The organism is Flavobacterium adhaerens (genome assembly GCF_040045115.1).
GTDB lineage: Bacteria > Bacteroidota > Bacteroidia > Flavobacteriales > Flavobacteriaceae > Flavobacterium > Flavobacterium adhaerens.
On record NZ_JBDLZX010000009.1, the window covers coordinates 102103 to 120163 of the forward strand.

At 36.2% G+C, this 18061-nt stretch carries 7 protein-coding genes; 3 read left to right on the top strand and 4 right to left on the bottom strand.

What is annotated here, in order from left to right; genetic code table 11:
* Positions 1 to 23 precede the first annotated feature (23 nt).
* From ABEB18_RS13335 to ABEB18_RS13350, 4 genes are read right to left on the bottom strand one after another with little or no spacing between them, the layout of a single operon-like run.
* Positions 24 to 1829: a prolyl oligopeptidase family serine peptidase gene (locus tag ABEB18_RS13335; protein ID WP_348799804.1), complete on the bottom strand. Its 1806-nt coding sequence runs from the start codon at positions 1827 to 1829 to the stop codon at positions 24 to 26.
* Positions 1816 to 4824 (bottom strand): glycoside hydrolase family 2 protein, encoded by a 3009-nt coding sequence (locus ABEB18_RS13340; protein ID WP_348799805.1) that lies wholly within the window; start codon positions 4822 to 4824, stop codon positions 1816 to 1818. Before ABEB18_RS13340 ends, ABEB18_RS13335 begins: the two co-directional genes overlap by 14 nt.
* A 5-nt stretch (positions 4825 to 4829) precedes the next feature.
* Positions 4830 to 5954, bottom strand: a complete 1125-nt coding sequence (locus ABEB18_RS13345; RefSeq protein WP_348799806.1) for a glycoside hydrolase family 88/105 protein — start codon at positions 5952 to 5954, stop codon at positions 4830 to 4832.
* A 23-nt stretch (positions 5955 to 5977) separates the two neighbouring features.
* Positions 5978 to 8758 carry a glycosyl hydrolase gene (locus tag ABEB18_RS13350; protein WP_348799807.1) on the bottom strand — a complete coding sequence of 927 codons (2781 nt, stop codon included), beginning with the start codon at positions 8756 to 8758 and terminating at the stop codon, positions 5978 to 5980.
* Between the two features lie 396 nt (positions 8759 to 9154).
* Here ABEB18_RS13350 and ABEB18_RS13355 point away from each other — a divergent pair, with 396 nt between their 5' ends.
* The 3 genes from ABEB18_RS13355 to ABEB18_RS13365 all read left to right on the top strand — a co-directional run bounded on the left by ABEB18_RS13355 (position 9155) and on the right by ABEB18_RS13365 (position 18038).
* The gene (locus tag ABEB18_RS13355) at positions 9155 to 12307 is read left to right on the top strand and encodes a SusC/RagA family TonB-linked outer membrane protein (RefSeq protein WP_348799808.1); all 3153 of its coding nucleotides are present in this window, start codon (positions 9155 to 9157) and stop codon (positions 12305 to 12307) included.
* A 39-nt stretch (positions 12308 to 12346) separates the two neighbouring features.
* Complete coding sequence (locus ABEB18_RS13360) at positions 12347 to 14449, top strand: RagB/SusD family nutrient uptake outer membrane protein (protein ID WP_348799809.1); 2103 nt, start codon at positions 12347 to 12349, stop codon at positions 14447 to 14449.
* A 451-nt stretch (positions 14450 to 14900) separates the two neighbouring features.
* On the top strand, positions 14901 to 18038 hold the full coding sequence (locus ABEB18_RS13365; RefSeq protein WP_348799810.1) for a SusC/RagA family TonB-linked outer membrane protein: 3138 nt from the start codon (positions 14901 to 14903) through the stop codon (positions 18036 to 18038).
* Positions 18039 to 18061: the final 23 nt, after the last annotated feature.

Consider the following 18061-nt stretch of genomic DNA (forward strand, 5'->3'; position numbering starts at 1 on the left):
TTTTTAATGAGCCCCAATTTTTTTTATTGCTTATGAAGATTTTCTATTATTTCAGTGTCAACCTTTATAACAGTTCCGTGTCTTGTTCCTGCAGGAAAGGAGATTTTATCTGAGATGTCTTGCCAACCACCATTTTCAGTTTGCTGAACCGCACCGTATTTATGATCACGGTATTTATCAAAATAAACCGTCCATTTGCCATCAATTTGAATGGCAGTTGGTCCTTCGGCCCAATAATTTCCAGTAATCGGAGCACTAGCTTGCGTATAAGGTCCTGTTAGTTTTTTGCTGGTTGCAATTTTGAGGTTTTTTTGTACCGGAACTTTTGTTTCGTCTTTTAAGTACATTACATAATTATCACCTTGCTTAAGAATCGAAGAATCAATTACATTAAATCCAGGTTCGTATAACAATTTTGTTTTGCTGAATTTTTTAAAATCTTTAGTGGTTGTATAATAAATTCTATGGTTGTATCCTTTTTCTTCGGTAGATTGGGTTTCTAGAAATTTACCTTCAATCGTAGTAGCCCAGTAAATCATGTATTCTTTAGATTTTTCATCATAAGTAATTTCAGGAGCCCAAGTATTTCTTGCGCCCTTTTCATGAGTCATTACTGGAATAAACTCCTGTTTAGACCAATGGATCATGTCTTTGGAAGAAGCATATCCAATTCCTTTATCGGTCCAACTTACTGTCCAAACCATATGAAACAATCCATCTCCACCTTTGATGACACAAGGATCTCTCATGAGTTTATCTTTTCCAACTTCGGGAGTTAAGAAAGAGGTATCTTTTTTTAACGATGTCCATTGGTAACCATCGGCACTATAAGCGAGGTGTAAACCATCTTCGCCATTACCTTTGAAATATGTAAACAAATAAGTTGGTTTCTCGATTATAATTTTATTGGCAATTAACCAACTTTTACAGGCTGTTGTCCAATCGGTATGTGTGCCTTTGGTTCCTAGTCCAAATCCGTGACCTCCGTTTTGATACAAATGCATTTCGGCCAAAACATTACTTTTCTTTAGGGCTAAATAATAATTAATACTATTTTCTACAGGAACAGCATGATCGTCGGTGGCATGAACTAAAAAAGTTGGAGGTGTTTGTTCATTCACTTCTTTTTCATTCGAATATTTGGCAATCAAATCTGCGGATGCATTTTTGCCTAAAAGACTTTCTTTGGAACCGTTATGAGTGATTCCATTTTCCATAGAAATTACTGGATAAATAAGCATTGAGTAATCTGGACGGGCACTGATGTTATCGTTGCTTTCGTATATTTTATCCAAATAATGAGTCGATGCAGTTGAAGCCAAATGACCTCCCGCCGAAAATCCCATAATGCCTATTTTGCTAGCATCTAAATTCCATTTAGCAGCATTTCTTCGGACCAAGCGAATAGCTTCTTGTGCATCTTGCAGAGGGCCTATGGTTTTATTTTCCATGATATCATCTGATGGTAAACGGTATTTTAAAACAAAAGCCGAAACTCCAATTGAGTTAAACCATTTGGCGATGTTGATTCCTTCTTTGTCAATTGATAAAACGGCATAACCACCCCCTGGACAAATAATAACAGCGGGATTATTGGTTGCGTTGTTTGAGACTAGAAAAGGCATCAAAGTAGGTTCGACAACTTTTCGAATACCAGTTCTTTTTCCGTCTTTATCTAATCTTGGTTCTTCTTTGTAAGTCTCATTTTTAATAGCTCCTGGAATTTTATCCCATAACGGAAATGCTGCACTTTCTTGAGCCAAGCAGTTTAAGGATAATCCGAAGAAGATGAATAATCCACAAAACAGTTTTTGATTAATTGTTCTCATTTTTATTTTTATAAAATTCTATTTCTACAATGCGCAATTGTCCTTTGGCATTGGCTGCGTCTTTATCTTTAAATAAATCTAATTCTTTGTTTGGGTCTATTTCGACAATGGTTTCAAATCCATCTTTTTCAGAATTAACGCCTATCAATTCGATGGTTATTTCTTTTGTTAAAACAGGTTTCAACGGAATAGTAATATAACCCAAGCTTTGTTCGGTATTTCCTTTATATACTTCTGTTCCATCTGCTAATATACGAATAGGATAACTTTTACTTCTCCAACCTGTAAATTTTACTACAGTTTCATTTATAATTGAGGGTTTGTCTAATGTATAGGTAATTTTTCCAGTGCTTATTTTCCCATCATTAGTCCATTCGGTTAATTCGTTATCGTCATAACTGTTTTTTACTTTATCTAAATTTGAAATGGCTGTAGCACTATTAATTGAAACAGGGGTTCTTTTGATAGTATAAGAAGGTGTCGCAGGTGTTGGTCCTTTCTCTAAATAAGAAGGTAAATTGTCGCTAGGCAATTGTTCTGTAAGACCATCTTTGGTTACAAAGGATTTTGATTTTAGATCAACTTTGGCTGGCTGTAATCCTTTAAAATTTGCCGAAACAGATATATTTCCTGCATTCAAAGTAGAGCGAATCATAACTCGGTTGATACCATTTTCTACAGGAAGTTTTTGCGATAAAATATAGTTGTCGGGACCTTGAGCAATTCCGCCTAACCAAGAAGCATTTCCTTCTAATGAAAATTCGATTAAACTATTATCCAAAACACAACGTTTGCCGTTTTTATCAACGATTTCAACATCAATCAAAGCAATGTCATTTCCATTAGCCAATAAACCATTTGTACTAGTATGAGGCGTTAATTTGATGGCAAAAGGAGTTCCCGAAGTTGTTTTTTCATCTTGACTCAACACCTTGTCATTCGCATCATAACTTATTGCTTTTACTGAGCCAGCTTCCCAATGTATGTTTTCGAAAGTAAATAAAAACTGCTTGCTTTGAGTTCCGAAACCTTTCGATTTTCCATTCACAAAAAGTTCTACTTTGTCACCAGAGGAAACCACATAAATGTTTTTGGTTATTTCGTTAGTATAATTCCAATGTCCGATAATGTGAGTTCTGTATTTTTCGATATCAACCCAACCATCCCACATGACCTGATGCGCATAGAAACCGTCTTTTGGAATCCTCATAGCATCTACTTCGCCACTACGGCGGTAATTTTCGGCACCTCTAAAATGGGTATTGCTATCCGAAAAAATGATATTTACACCACCAGAACTTACTCTTTTTCCAGTACCAGGTCGCTCACGATAATAGTCGTACCAGCGTACTATGTTTTCGATAGCATGGGCATCTTGATTGTGGTTGTAAGAGCTAGCATCGGTTACTTTGCTTCCATTAACGTTAGAATGATTGGTTCCGCCAGTTCCTTCTTTGTGAAAAGGAGGGGAGTATTCGTCCCAGTATTTTCGCAGCCCTTCGTCTCGGGAATATTCGGTTGCCCAAAGGGGTTTGCCAGCACTTTTGCTAATGTACAACATTTCGCCACCATATTCGGCTTCTTTACTATCGAGCATTTCACGAGAGCCAATGGCTCTGCCTCCATAAGGATCATAAGTATCTCGCAAAGCTTTCATTTCTCGCATATGTTCTTCGCTAATGACTTCGTTTCCTGATTCGTAAAATAAAATACTCGGATTATTTCGGTTATAAATAATGGCGTCACGCATGAGGTTAACACGTTGTGTCCATTGGATTCCTTTAACGTCTTTTTCGGCATCACCTGCAGGCATAGCTTGTATTAGTCCAACTCTATCACAGGATTCTATGTCTTGTTTCCAAGGAGTAACATGCATCCAGCGAACCAAATTAGCATTGCTTTCGACCATTAACCGATTGCTAAAATCACTCATCCAAGCAGGAACGGACATTCCAACTGATGGCCATTCGTTACTAGTGCGTTGTGCGTAGCCTTTTATTTGTAATACACGATCGTTTAAACGAATTTCTCCATTAGCGAAAGCTGTTTTTCTAAAACCAGTTTTGGTTGTAACTACATCTATCTCTTTTTTATTGACTTTTAAAATTGTTTTTACAGTATATAAATAGCCGTATCCCCAACTCCAAAAATGTAAATTGTTTACTTTTTTGGATGCTTTAATAATTTTGATTTCACCTGAATTCAAAGTGGTTTTATCTCCTGAAAAATCAGCTATTTTTTTGCCTTGAATGTCAAAAACTTGAACAGCATAAGATAAAGTTTTTGGTGTAGAATATTCGTTTTTGACTTCGGTTTCAGCCGTAATCAAAGCGGTTTTTTGAGCAATATTGATATTCGAAGCATATACATAAGTTCCGATGGTTTTTAGATTCGAATACAACGGAAGCGTTTGGTACAACTTATTCGTTATATGAAGATAAACGTTCTTTGGAATACCGCCGTAATTGGCATTAAAATTATTGTTATTCCACTGAAAAGATGTTCCTGTTTCTTGCTCTTTGTATTTCCAATCGTTATCGATTCGGAGAGCAATTGTATTTTCGGAAGGGTAGGGTTTTATTAAATTTGAAATATCAAACCCAAAAGCCATTACACCATTTTCGTGTAATCCTACTTTTTGCCCATTGACGTAAATTGTTCCGCCTTGTCGAATACCTTCAAATTCGATAAAAATTTTTTTGTCATTTGTTCCTTCTGGCAATTTGAATTTTTTTCGATACCAAACAATGCCTGTTGTAAGTTGGGTGATGTCTTTTTTGAAAGCTTCATTTTCATTAAAAGCATACGGAAGCGTTACCGAAGTCCAATCTGAAGTTTTATAATCGATGGCTTCGGCTTGTTGCAGATCTCCTACTTTAAATTTCCAATCAGAATTGAAATTGTATTTGAATCTTTGGGAATAGGTTGTTTGTGTGAAAAAAATATTGCTTATTAAAATAATTAATAAGCAATATTTTTGTTGTCTAATTTTCATTTTGACTAGTTTTTCATCTTGTAAATTTCAGATCCAGCCAATAAAAAACAACCAAGTCCATAATCTTCAAAATCTGGAATTTTATCAACAGAAAGGGGTTGTCCATCTTTTGGTTCTTTTCCTGTAGATTGTAAGAATCCTAAAAAACCAGTGTTTTGAAGGCTTTCGGTAGTTAAGGCTTTCCAAGCTTTTTGAATCACTGGTAAATAGGTTTTTTTGTCTAAAATTCCAGTGTTGATTCCGTAAGCCATTCCGTAAACAAATAATGCAGTTCCAGAAGCTTCTTTTCCGCCATAGTTCGTTGGATCGTGTAAGCTTACATTCCAGAAACCATCGGCTCTTTGAATCGGAACTAAAGCTTTTGCCATAGCTTGTAAATCTTTTACATATTGATCTCTATGAGGCGCATCATTTGGAATTATAGTCAGTACTTTTGCTAAAGCTGCAATAACCCAACCGTTTCCTCTACTCCAGTAACAATCTTCTCCGTTTGGTTCTTTGTAAGGAGCATCAAAATCGGCATCACGCCACCAAAGACCGTCTTTTGGGTTGAATAAACCTTTGTCTCCGTGATTATTTCTGGAGAACATATACATTTCATACATTTTCTCATAGTAACGGTTGTCTTTTTCTAAAACCCCCATTTTGGCAAATACTGGCATTCCCATTTGTATCGCATCAATCCAAGACCAATCGTCATTTTGTGGAGTGTTAAGCAGCATGTTGATATTGGCTTTGGTATTTTTCAATTTTTTAGCATCCGGCTCTAAATTGTATAAGTCAATGTAGGTTTGAGCCGCACAATAGTTATCAGCATTTCGAGTCGTATTGCCACCATTGAACCCCCATTTGTGAGATTCTGCCCAATCATAAGCATATTGGTAATACACATCTTTTGGGTAAATTTCGTATAAAGCCATCAATCCTTCATAATATACGCCACGAGTCCAAATGTTACTTGGGCGTTCTTTATTAGTGATGATGGTTTTACCTGTATCTGGCCATTTGTCCATAAAGTATTTGTTGGCCAATTCCATTTGGGATAAAACTGTTTTTTTGTCAAATGCTTGTTGTGCTTGTGTTGTGTTGTATGCTAAAACAGCAGTAAATAGTAAAACTAATTTTCTCATTTTATTTTATTTAGTTCTTGATATTATTTTTTTAAAGGAGTTATCGTTATTGATCCTAACAATCCAGAAGGTGTTGGGTTCCATTTGGTGGCATCAAATTTTTTATAATCTTTATCTACCATATTGATTTCATAAAATATTTTCCATTCCTGCCCTTTGAGTTCCATATCTCGAACTCGGTTGGCGGCAAGATTGGTTACTTGGATTTTAAGCTCGTTTTTACCAGCTTTCAATTTACCAATATTCAATTGGTACGGGACAGACCAAGCCGTTCCGATGTATTTTCCGTTGAGCCAAACTTTAGCACTTTCGCGAACATCACCAAGATTCAAACTCCAGTTTTCGGCAGTTGTTTTTGGAGCATCAAATTGCAATGTGTAGGTTGCCGAACCCGAAAAGGCCTCTGCCTGTGGCGAAAGTTTTGTCCAAGATTCTAAAGTAGTCAAACTTGTAGCTGCAGGAAGTTCTGGGCCACCTTTGTCAAAGTTTAGTTGCCATTTTCCAGTAAGAGGAATTGCAGCTGCCGCATTTTGCCAGTAATTCCATTTTTGTACCGAGGCTGTTTTTTCAGTAATCAACATCAAAGATTGCCCCGGTTCGATATGTAATTTTACTAAAGTTTCATTGGCCGATTTTTGAACAATTGCATTTCCGTATTCTTTTGTAAGCGGATCAAAAATTACCACTTCCTTTTGTCCGATTTGTAACGGAATCATTCCAGCTATTGTTTTGTTGGTGTGATTTACAATGTAATATAATTTTTCTCCATCAAGAGTTCGTCTGATGAATTTTAATCCCGAGTTGACTAGAGTTTCAGGCTTGATATTTACCGAACTTAGACTTTGCAAAATATCCGATTGAGGTTGAACTAAGTTGGTGTTTTCGGTAATTAATTTTTGAAGTTCAGCATTTTGTTTTTCATATTCATAAAATCCTGGAACAGATTCTGGAAGTCCTTCAAAAATGATTTTAGCTCCTTGTTTTTTTAATTCGATTAATTTTTTTAGAGTAGCCAACGGCATTGTTTTGGAGTCGGGAATGACCATCGATTGAAAAGTTCCGCCCGGTAAAACAATAGTTCCGTTTTGTACAGTAGCTTCTTTTATAAAGCTATCTGAGATAAAATCGACACTATATCCTTTGCTCATCAATTTTTTGGTAGTGTCGTAAAAAGAAGTTCCATACAACCATTCGTTTAAAGAGTGAATTTTGAATTGCATAAACATTTCGCCTTTGGCAAAACTATTCCATTGGTCATAAATTGGCCAATACAGTAAAATCTCATTATCTGGTTGTCCTTGTTGCAAAAGCGATTGGCAATTGGCAATGTAGGAGAATAAGCCAGAGGCGTCTTCCCAAATGGTATTGGTGCTGTTGAAATTTACCGAAGCATAAAACTTCCATCCAGGCCATGCGGCTTGGGTTGGCGAATAGGTTGATCCGTGTAAAAATATATGGTTAACACCGTTTAATAAAAGATCTTCTGCTTCAGGTTTGCATTGAGATAAAGCGGTTTTAAAATGATCTCTCAACCAAGTAAAAGTCTCGGAAGAAACTAATGGTTTTCCCGAAATATGTGCAGCCGAAGACGAAAATTTAAGCATAACAGGATCGGCATCACCCTCTCTGATGTCTTCTTTTTCACGTCTGAACCCTGGGATGTCATACGGCATAGAGCCAAAAGTTTCGCATTCCGGAATGTCCGCAGAGGCATACAAATCGATTAGATTTCCAGGTGAGCCATGGGCTTGTAATTTGGTTTTGAATTTTTTGCTGTTAGCCCAATTGGTCCAAGGTTTGTCAAATTGATTTAAAAGTAAATCCGAAATGGTTTCACGATAATCACTCTTGATGCGGTTGCTTTTTTCGGTATCTTCGGTGCTGGTTAATTCGGCTAAATATTTTTTCAAATCATAACCTCTTCTTTTTTGGAATTCATCAAAAAAAGCAGGAGTAAAATCAGAGCCATACACCTCAAAACTATCATTAAAAATAGCGCGAATTTTTCCTTCACGCCCTTTGAAAGCTTCGTTAAAAGGAACAACATATTCGTCTAAAGCTTCTTTTGAGTAATGATCTACAGTATAGCCTTTTCCACCAGGAGCCGAACGTTTTACTTGTTGTCCTGTTTTGCCGCTAAAAACAGCATAAATAGTATAATTGGTTTTAGAAGCTTTAAATTCTAAATAATTCTGATTGAGTTCAATTTGTTGAATTTTGTTATCAAGTTGCGTTGTAGAAGGAGCAGCTTTTCTTGTTTTAACTTGCTTTGTCAAATCGATATAGCTGCCATCTGCTCCTGAAGCTACAATATACAAGAGTTGAGCTGGATTTTTTTCTTGAGTTGGAGAGGTTATTTCTTGGTCTATTTTTTGTCCTTTTTTGACTTCAATTTTTTGAATGATTAATTTGGTGGCAGCATGCGGTAATGTAACTTGAGAGCCACCATAAGGCCAGCCGGTTCCCAAAACCATATCAACTTGCATGTGCAAACTATCGCTTACGTGAATGGTGTAGTCTAACATTTCTAACCATTTTGGAGATAAGAAATCGATAAAATTATTTTCCTCACCTTTTACACCGTAAATTGGGGTAATCTCTACGCCGCCGATTCCTGCCTTGTGAAAATCAATCAAACTTTTTTTAAGATTAGGTTTGTCAACAGCACTTCCCATCCACCACCAACGAGTCCAAGGCTGATTGGTGTTGTTTATTTGCTGTAAATGAAACTGCGAAACGGTTTGAGCCGAACTCTGGCACAAAAAAGCTAAAGTAACAATGAAAGCGAATTTAAATTTTATCATTAGTATATCTTAGATTGTGTAATTTTTAGTTTAGAATAGTGCAGGACAGCTTGTTGATTGAACTGGACATCATTTGAAAAGTAAAATTAAGTAAGCAAGGCTGATTATCCATCCTGTTGCATCCTGTTTATTGTGTATATCATTTTTTTATCCCTTTTATTTTAACGGTTGTTTAAAAAATATTTAATTTTTTTATAAAATTATCAATTTAAAACACAAGCATTTGATTGTTAGGTTTTTATGGTGTAAAAATATTTTCATTTTAAAATTTTTAATATGTGTTTTTCATTAAAAATTTCGGGTGCAACTTTGTGTAACAGGATACTACAGGATAGAATGTGGGTAGTCAATGGATAATTTTGGATTAATAAATTAATTAACCAAAATTCAACTTTCATGAAAAACAAATCAAGTTTTTGGTTCTTTTTAGTTTTGTTCACGATGATGCAAACCGTAATTTTTGCACAGGATAAAACAATCAAAGGAACTATTACAGATGCTACGGGATTGCCAATTCCAGGTGTAAATGTAAAGATTAAAGGAACTACAAAAGGAGTGAGTTCCGATTATGATGGACAGTATTCTATTTCAGCCAAAACAGGTGATGTTTTGGTTATTAGTAGTACTGGATTTAAAACTGCTGAAAGAACAATTGGTAGTTCAAATCAAATAGATGTTAAAATGCAGGACGATGTTTCACAACTTAATGAGGTTGTCGTTATTGGGTATGGAACAGTAAAAAAATCAGATGTTACTGGAGCAGTTGTGAGCGTAAACTCAGAAGTTTTAAATTCAAGACCAGTTTCAAACGCAATGGAAGCTTTGCAAGGTAAAGCAGCAGGGGTTGATATTGTTTCGAGTGAGCGCCCTGGAACAGTAGGAAGTGTTCGTATTCGTGGTAACCGTTCCTTAACTGCAAGTAATACACCATTGTATGTTGTGGATGGTGTGCCTTTGATGTCGGCATCGGGTATCGAAACGATAAATCCAAGAGACATCGAGTCGATAGATATTCTTAAAGATGCTTCTGCAACAGCTATTTATGGTTCTCGTGGAGCAAACGGAGTTGTGATTGTAACGACCAAACAAGGTAAGTCAGGGAAATTCAGTTTGGATTATGTAGAAACGATTACCATGTCGAATATTGTAGATCGTTCGCCTTCTATGAGCGCTGCTGATTTTATTGATTTTAGAAGACATGCTGCTTATAACTTAGATCCAGTAAAGTATGCAAGTCCTTATGCACCAACGTATGAGAATGATAAATTGATCTTTGCTAGTCCGCTAGATGGTGAAACCTCTAGAGATAATGTTTTGAAAGGATGGGAGAGCGGAACTTGGGATGCTTCAAAAGTAACCAATACAGACTGGACAGATTATGTGACACAAACTGGAGTTGCAAATGAGCGTGTTATAAGTGCTAGTGGAGGTTCTGAAAAGATAAATGCTTACGGATCATTTGGTTATTTGAGTAATCAAGGAACTCAAAAAGGGCAATCGTATGATCGTTATACCGCTAAGTTGAGTGCTAATTTTAAGCCAACAGATTGGTTTAGTTTTAATGCTTCTTTCAATACATCTTGGAGTGAGCAGGAATATGGTATGTCAACTTTGGGGGCTAGAAGCGCTTCTACTCCAGATGCTATTTATGGTGCTGCAAAATCAATTTATAATATGGCAGTTCCGTATTACCCAGATGGTAGATTGGTAATTAATCCTGGAGGAGAGACTAATGTTTATACCATTATGGAAGAATGGGATAAAAGTCAGCAAGATTCTCAAACCATGCGTGTTTTAGGGAGTTTTGCCGCAACTTTAGATTTTGGAAAAATCTGGGCTCCTGTAAAAGGTTTGAGCTATAAAATGAATTTTGGACCAGATTTCAGACACTGGAGAGAAGGGGTTTATATTGATGGAACTTCTTCGCTAAAAATAAATTCAGATGGTAGTGCGGGTACTAATTATGCACGCCTTCAAAATCGTCGTGACTTGTCTTGGACTCTAGACAATATGTTGGTTTACGATCGTACTTTTGATAAGCACAAAGTTGGATTCACGTTGCTTCAAACGGCATCGTCTTGGAATACAGAAAACTCTGCTATGAGTGCTAATAACATTCCAAATCCTACATTTATCTGGAATGCTTTTGATACGATAGATTTGACCAATGCAAATAATAAAGCAACAATGGATTCTGGTCTAACAGAGCGCCAGTTGAGTTCGTATATGGTACGTGCAAATTATGGTTTTGATAATCGTTATTTGCTTACAGTTTCGGGACGTTGGGACGGAGCTTCTCAATTGTCTGAGGGTAACAAATGGGATTTTTTCCCGTCAGCAGCTTTGGCTTGGCGTGTAGATAAAGAGTCCTTTTTGGAAGAAACAGAATGGATTAGCAATTTAAAACTTCGTTTGGGAGTAGGTACTACTGGAAACTCATCTGTAAATGCATATGCAACACAAGGTGGTATTACAGGGATATATTTACCTTTTAACGGAAAATCTAATGAATTAGGATATACAACTAATGAGCCATACTACAGTAGAACTTTGACAGGAATGGCCAATAAGGATTTGGGTTGGGAAAAAACAACTCAATATAACGTAGGTCTTGATTTTGGAGTTTTGGACAATCGTATTAGTGGTAGTTTAGAGGCTTATGCTACCTATACCGATGATTTGATTATGCAAATGACTATTCCAACATTGACTGGATTTCCAACTACTTATGCTAATGTGGGTAAAACCAAAAATCACGGTATTGAGTTGACGCTTAATGTAATTCCAGTACAAACAGGAGGAGGATTTGTATGGGAGTCTAACTTAAATGCAGCTTGGCAAAAAGACGAAATCGTAGAATTGGCTTATGGTAAAAGTGATATGCCAGACAATGCTTGGTTTATAGGCGAATCTTTGGCTGTTCGTTATGGTTATGACAATTTGGGATTGTGGCAAGATACTCCAGAAGATCAAGCTGAAATGGCAAAATGGAATGCTAATGGTGAAAAATTCTCTCCAGGAAAAGTACGTCCTAAAGACCAAAATGGAGATTATAAAATGACCGCTGATGATAGAACTATTTTAGGGAATAGTAATCCGAACTGGACAATGGGTTGGAATAATACTTTTAGCTACAAAGGTTTTGATTTAGGGTTTAATCTATACGGTCGTATGGGGTACATGGCATCACTAGGAGGCGAAATAATGACAGCGCATGGTAATCAACGTGAAATAGATTACTGGACACCAGAAAACACTGATGCTGAATATCAAAAGCCAATTTTAGGGCAAGCAACATCAGGTTCAGGAGATTCATATGCAGGGTTACTCGGATTTAAAAATGCAGGTTTTATAAAGATTCGTAATATTTCGTTAGGGTATAATTTCCCTAAAGAATTGACTTCAAAAACAGGTCTGTCTCACTTAAAAATATACACCCAAGCGGTAAATCCAGGAAGTATTTACCAAGCGGTAGATTGGTATGATTTTGATGTAAACAATACTTACTTCAACCGTAGTTTTGTTTTTGGTCTTCAGGTAGGATTTTAAAATAATCTTAGTATAATAAAAACATTAAAAATAAAGAAAATGAATAATTTTAAAAATATAGGATTTGGACTTTTGGTACTGATGGGGGTGTCGTTTAGCTCTTGTTCCGAAGATTTTCTGGATGAAGATCTAACGTCTCAGTATGCGACTAATTATTTTGATACTCCAGAAGGTCTTGTAGATTTATCTCAATCGCTTTATGGAAATATTCGTTGGCATTTTGGTTTTGGTTGGGCGCACGCTATTACAAGTTTAGGATGCGATGAGTTTACAACAGGTAACGATTTAACGAATGAAATGTGGAATACCTATGACAATCGTTTAGGGCCTGTTGGTGCAACAGTTGCAACTGGAGCAGCCAATAATAATGCTACTTCACCTGCTGCTCTTTGGGACGAGATGTATTTCGGAATTGCGTCTGCTAATACGATTATCGAAAAAGCAGATAAGGTAATTACTGATGAAGCCGTTCGAAATCGTTGTTTGGCGCATGCTTATTTTTTGCGTGGGTATAATTTTTACCGTCTTACGGCTCAATATGGAGGGATTGTGTTGCAAACAAAACCTATTACAACTGTAGTGCGTAATTTTGACCGTTCTACAGAGGAAGAATCTTGGGCACAAGCCATTTCTGATTTAAGAAATGCTTATAAGTATTTTGCAGGAGAAGATTTTGTTTATGGTAAAGGAATTACTTGGACAAAAGCAACTGCGGCTCACTTTTTGGCCAAAGCTTTACTTTTCCGTTCATCAGAACGTTGTGCCGAGTGGAACAGCGAATATAAAGATGCTGATCTTAAAGAAGCTATCGAAGCAACTACTTATGCAATTAATGCCCGTGGAGGAAAATTAACAGCTAATTATAGTGATTTATATGCTAATTGGACAGGGGTAGATTGTCCTAATGAACAATTAGATGAAATCTTAATGGCAGCTGGTTTTAACTCAGATGCTGCTACTGCTGGTCGTTTTGGAAACCAAACAGGGCCATCGTTTACACCGCAATTTTCAAATTTTGCTGGAGGTTGGGTTATCCGTGGGGTTTGGATTGGTTCTATGGATTTTCAAGCTTGTCGTCCTACCGAATATACCTATTCTGTTTTTGACCACGTAAACGATGCTCGTATGTGGAAAACTTTCAAAACAGTTTTCGGTACTAATGTTGTAAAGGATAATACGGTTGGGGTCAAATTAGGGGATCCGGGAATTGTGATGATTTTGAATTCTAAGAATGACCATACGTATGATTCTTATAAATTTGGATGTGCTGCAACGCAAAATCCAAATTGGAAAGATGATAATGGTAGATTAGCAGAATGGACTGTAGGGAATAGACAAACTGCAACGGCTGGTAATTTGACAGCTACAAAAGGGCAGTTTGTTCCGAGTTCATTAGTCTTATATCAAAATGGAGAATATGTGGCGCCTACGTTTGGAAACACTGCTAGATGTAATTTCTTTGCAGGTATTAATAAAACCGATGATGGTTCTCGTAACGGAGAAAGATCTAATGCTAACCGTGATGTAATTATGGCTCGTTTGGCCGAAACATTCTTAATGCGTGCCGAGTGTAACGTGCGTTTAGGTAGATATAGCCAAGCAATGGCTGATATCAATGTGGTGAGAGCCCGTGCACAATGGAAAAATGGCGAAAACAGATCATTCTATAGTGACGGGTCATTGGCATTCAAAACAAATCCTTTGAATACAGGTGCAGCAGCGGCAAATTATGTAAATTCTAATTTGGAAATGAATACCTATTATTTGTCTAATCCACAATTAGCAGTAACTACAGCTGCTTCTGATTTGACTTTAAAAACTTTCCCAGCAAATTTACCTGTTGAAGATGAAGCGATTCTTTCTAAGATTGGTGCTTCAAGTGATTACCAACGTGCTATGCACTTTCTTTTAAATGAGCGCACTCGTGAGTCATTGGGTGAGTGGGATCGTTGGGAAACGCTATCTCGTACAGGTACTTTGATTACTAGAGCCAAAGCATTCAATCCAGATGCAACTCTTATTACAGCAAATAAACATGAATATCGCCCAATTCCTCAGTCATTTATTGATGGATTACTAAATGATGATGGAACTAATTTAACAGCTGATCAAAAAGCAGCTTGGCAAAATTCAGGTTATTAGTTTTTTTAAATTTTTTAGATTTTTTAAAACCGTCTCAAATTATTTTTTGAGGCGGTTTTTTTATGTCAATGTCTCTCGTTGAATTTAAATAAGTTCTAAAACGAATAATTTTCTTGTTGTGGTGTGTAATTGTATCACAATTTTAAAAACAGATTGTTTTGTTTCAATATATTCTTAAAATAATTCGAATATGATAGTTTTTTAATATAAAAAAAATCAAAATTTTTTTAAAACTATAATTTTTTAAGAATCTTCATTTTTTTAACGTTTTTTTATGTTTTTCACGTGTGTTTAATCGATTACACGGTGTGAAAAAGAGTATAATTTAATATTTTTTTTGTAATTGACTGATAATTATTGAATAAGAAATGTTAATACAGGACAGTGCAGGATGCTGTCTGATTCCCTTCTAAATAAATTTGATTGACTAATTAACTTTAATTTAACTTTTATGAAAAACAAATTTATTTTTCTGATGGTTATTGCGATGATTTCATTACTGAACTCATCACTTTATGCACAGAATAAAACCGTTAAAGGTGTTGTGAAGGATGCTTCTGGTATTCCAGTACCTGGGGCTAATGTACTTATTAAGAACTCTACCAATGGGGTTAGTACCGATATTGATGGTTCTTATACAATCGAAGTCTCTAAAGGATCAGTTCTTGTTTTTAGCTTTATTGGTTTTAAAAGTGAGGAGAGAACTGTAGGAGATGCTAATAATTATGATGTTGCTTTAAAAGAAATGGATAATTCTTTGAACGAAGTGGTTGTAGTGGGATATGGTGTAAAGAAGAAAAAAGATTTAACAGGGTCAATTGTTAGTGTAAATTCGGAAGTGATTGCTTCTAGACCTGTTCAGAATGCTGTTGATGCTATGCAAGGTAAAGCAGCTGGGGTAGATATTACTTCAAATGAGCGTCCTGGTACGGTTGGTAAAGTAACCATTCGTGGAGCCAGATCCATATCGGCATCCAATTCACCGTTGTATGTAGTTGATGGGGTTCCTATTAATAATTCTAAACCATTGGCTGGATCTTTAGGAAAATCGGTTAGCGATGTTAGTGATTCTAATTCGGGAGGTATCGACTTCTTGAATCCAAATGATATCGAGTCTATAGATGTACTTAAAGACGCATCTGCTACCGCTATTTATGGTTCTCGTGGAGCAAACGGGGTTATTATTGTTACGACCAAAAAAGGGAAAAATGGTAAATTTACTTTGAATTATAGTTCTGCTGTTACCACTGAAGAGCTGCATGAAAACGCTCCAATGATGAGTGCAGAGGAGTATATCGATTTTCGTAGATGGGCAAGGTATTACTCTAATCCTTCTGCATTTCCTAGAGGAGATCAACCAACTGTTGCCAATGATGAATTGATTTTCTTGAAATCAGCAGATGCTTCAGCTTGGGCTAATTTATCAAAAGGATGGAGCAAAGATGGTGCAGGAAATGATGTATGGGATGGTTCGAAAGTGGCTACTACAGACTGGACAAAATTTGTAACTCGTACTGGTGTTACACAACAACATACTATCGCCGTTAGTGGAGGTACCGAAAAAATGAAAGGGTATGGGTCTTTTGGATATACTGGAAATACTGGTGTGCTAAAAGGACAAAGTTTTAAACGTTATAGTGGTATTGCCAATGTAGATATTACACCAACCGATTGGTTTTCTATGGGAGCTAACCTAAATACAAGTTACAGTATAAATGAATACGGACAATCTAACATAGGTAGAAATGCAGTATCATCTACAGGAGGAATCTATACCACTGCACGTCTTAATCTTCCTTATGCCGTTCCTTATGATGAAAACGGAGAACGTATTCTTAACCCAGGAGGAGATTCTACCATTAGAACTGTTGTTGATGAAGATAAATATTCTCAAGATCAACGTTTAACCTTAAGAGCTTTTGGTAGTTTTTATGGACAATTAGATTTAGGAAAAGCAATTCCGGTTCTTGAAGGCTTAAAATACCGTGTCAATTTTGGTCCTGATATTACTTCGTATCGTGATGGAGTGTTTTTGGATGGTAAATCAGCGGTTCGTGCAGGAACTAGTTATGCTTCATTGATAAAATCGCAAACCATTTCCTATACATTGGATAATTTGTTGTTCTATAATAGAGCTTTTGGAAAACACGATATAGGCTTAACTGCTTTGCAAAGTAAAACAGTTTACAATTATGAGGATAGCATGATGGCTGCCAACGATATTAAAAACGTAGAAAATAAATGGAATGCTTTGACTCCAGCAAATGTCACTCTTGCTAATTATTCTTCAAATTTAATAGAGTCTGGTTTATTGTCTTACATGGGAAGAATTACGTATGGTTACGATGATAAATATTTGTTTACAGCTTCGGGACGTTATGATGGAGCATCACAATTGGCCGATGGTAACAAATGGGATTTTTTCCCAAGTGCTTCTTTGGCTTGGAATATGAATCAAGAAAACTTCTTGAAAGATGTTTCTTGGCTTAATCAGTTAAAACTTAGAGTTGGTTATGGGGTTACGGGTAATGCAGCCGTAGATCCTTATTCTACACAACCACCATTAGTAGGAATTGTGTATCCTGGTGGTTCTGGTGTTGTAAACAATGCAACTTTAGGAAACCCAGAATTGGGATGGGAAAAAACACAACAAATGAATTATGGTATCGATTTCGCATTTATAAACAATAGAATTTCAGGAACTTTAGAGTATTATACGAGTCATACAACCGATTTGTTATTAAAAAGAAGTGTACCTACACCTACAGGATTTAGAGATACTTATGAAAATATCGGTGAAACTGAAGGAGAGGGTGTTGAGCTTACTTTGAATACCTTAAATGTAAAAGCTAATGATTTTGAATGGACTTCTACTTTAAGCGCTTCTTATCAACAAAACAGAATTGTAACATTGGCAACTGGTAAATATGATGATATCAATAACAATTTATTTATTGGTCAACCCCAAAATGTAATTTATGGTTTTGAATCAAACGGAATTTGGAAACCGGAAGACGCTGCAGAAATGGCAAAATTCAATGCCAATGGAGCCAATTTTACAGCAGGTAATGCAAGACCGGTAGATCAAAACGGAGATTATAAAATTGATGCTAATAATGACCGTGTAATTATTGGTAGTGCAGATCCAAAATATATTGGAGGTTTAACCAATACTTTTAGATACAAAAACTTAGAGCTATCGTTCTTCATCTACGGTAAAATGGGCTATACTTTTAACACAGGAGGGGAAAATGAAGGAGCAAAAGGTAGCCAAAGATCTATAGATTACTATAATGAAAATAATATCGATGCTGAGTATCAAAAACCAATCTATTCAGCAGGTACTGGAGATGCTTATTTCCCAATTTTAGGATATAGAGATGGGTCATTCTTAAAAATGAGAAATATATCATTAGGATATAATTTCACTAATGAAATGGCAGAAAAAGTAGGTGTTGCAAAATTGAGACTTTATATTCAAGTTATGAATCCAGGAATGATTTATAATAAAGTGAAATGGATGGATCTGGATACGCAAACAACAGCTTCTAACAGAGGATTTACTGTAGGTTTGAATGTTGAACTTTAAGATTTAATTTAATTACAAACGGT

What these genes read in the sequence shown, in the direction of transcription:
- ABEB18_RS13335 (WP_348799804.1), bottom strand. Translation starts at nt 1,829, where the DNA reads ATGAGAACAATTAATCAAAAACTGTTTTGTGGATTATTCATCTTCTTC.
- ABEB18_RS13340 (WP_348799805.1), bottom strand. Translation starts at nt 4,824, where the DNA reads ATGAAAATTAGACAACAAAAATATTGCTTATTAATTATTTTAATAAGC.
- ABEB18_RS13345 (WP_348799806.1), bottom strand. Translation starts at nt 5,954, where the DNA reads ATGAGAAAATTAGTTTTACTATTTACTGCTGTTTTAGCATACAACACA.
- ABEB18_RS13350 (WP_348799807.1), bottom strand. Translation starts at nt 8,758, where the DNA reads ATGATAAAATTTAAATTCGCTTTCATTGTTACTTTAGCTTTTTTGTGC.
- ABEB18_RS13355 (WP_348799808.1), top strand. Translation starts at nt 9,155, where the DNA reads ATGAAAAACAAATCAAGTTTTTGGTTCTTTTTAGTTTTGTTCACGATG.
- ABEB18_RS13360 (WP_348799809.1), top strand. Translation starts at nt 12,347, where the DNA reads ATGAATAATTTTAAAAATATAGGATTTGGACTTTTGGTACTGATGGGG.
- ABEB18_RS13365 (WP_348799810.1), top strand. Translation starts at nt 14,901, where the DNA reads ATGAAAAACAAATTTATTTTTCTGATGGTTATTGCGATGATTTCATTA.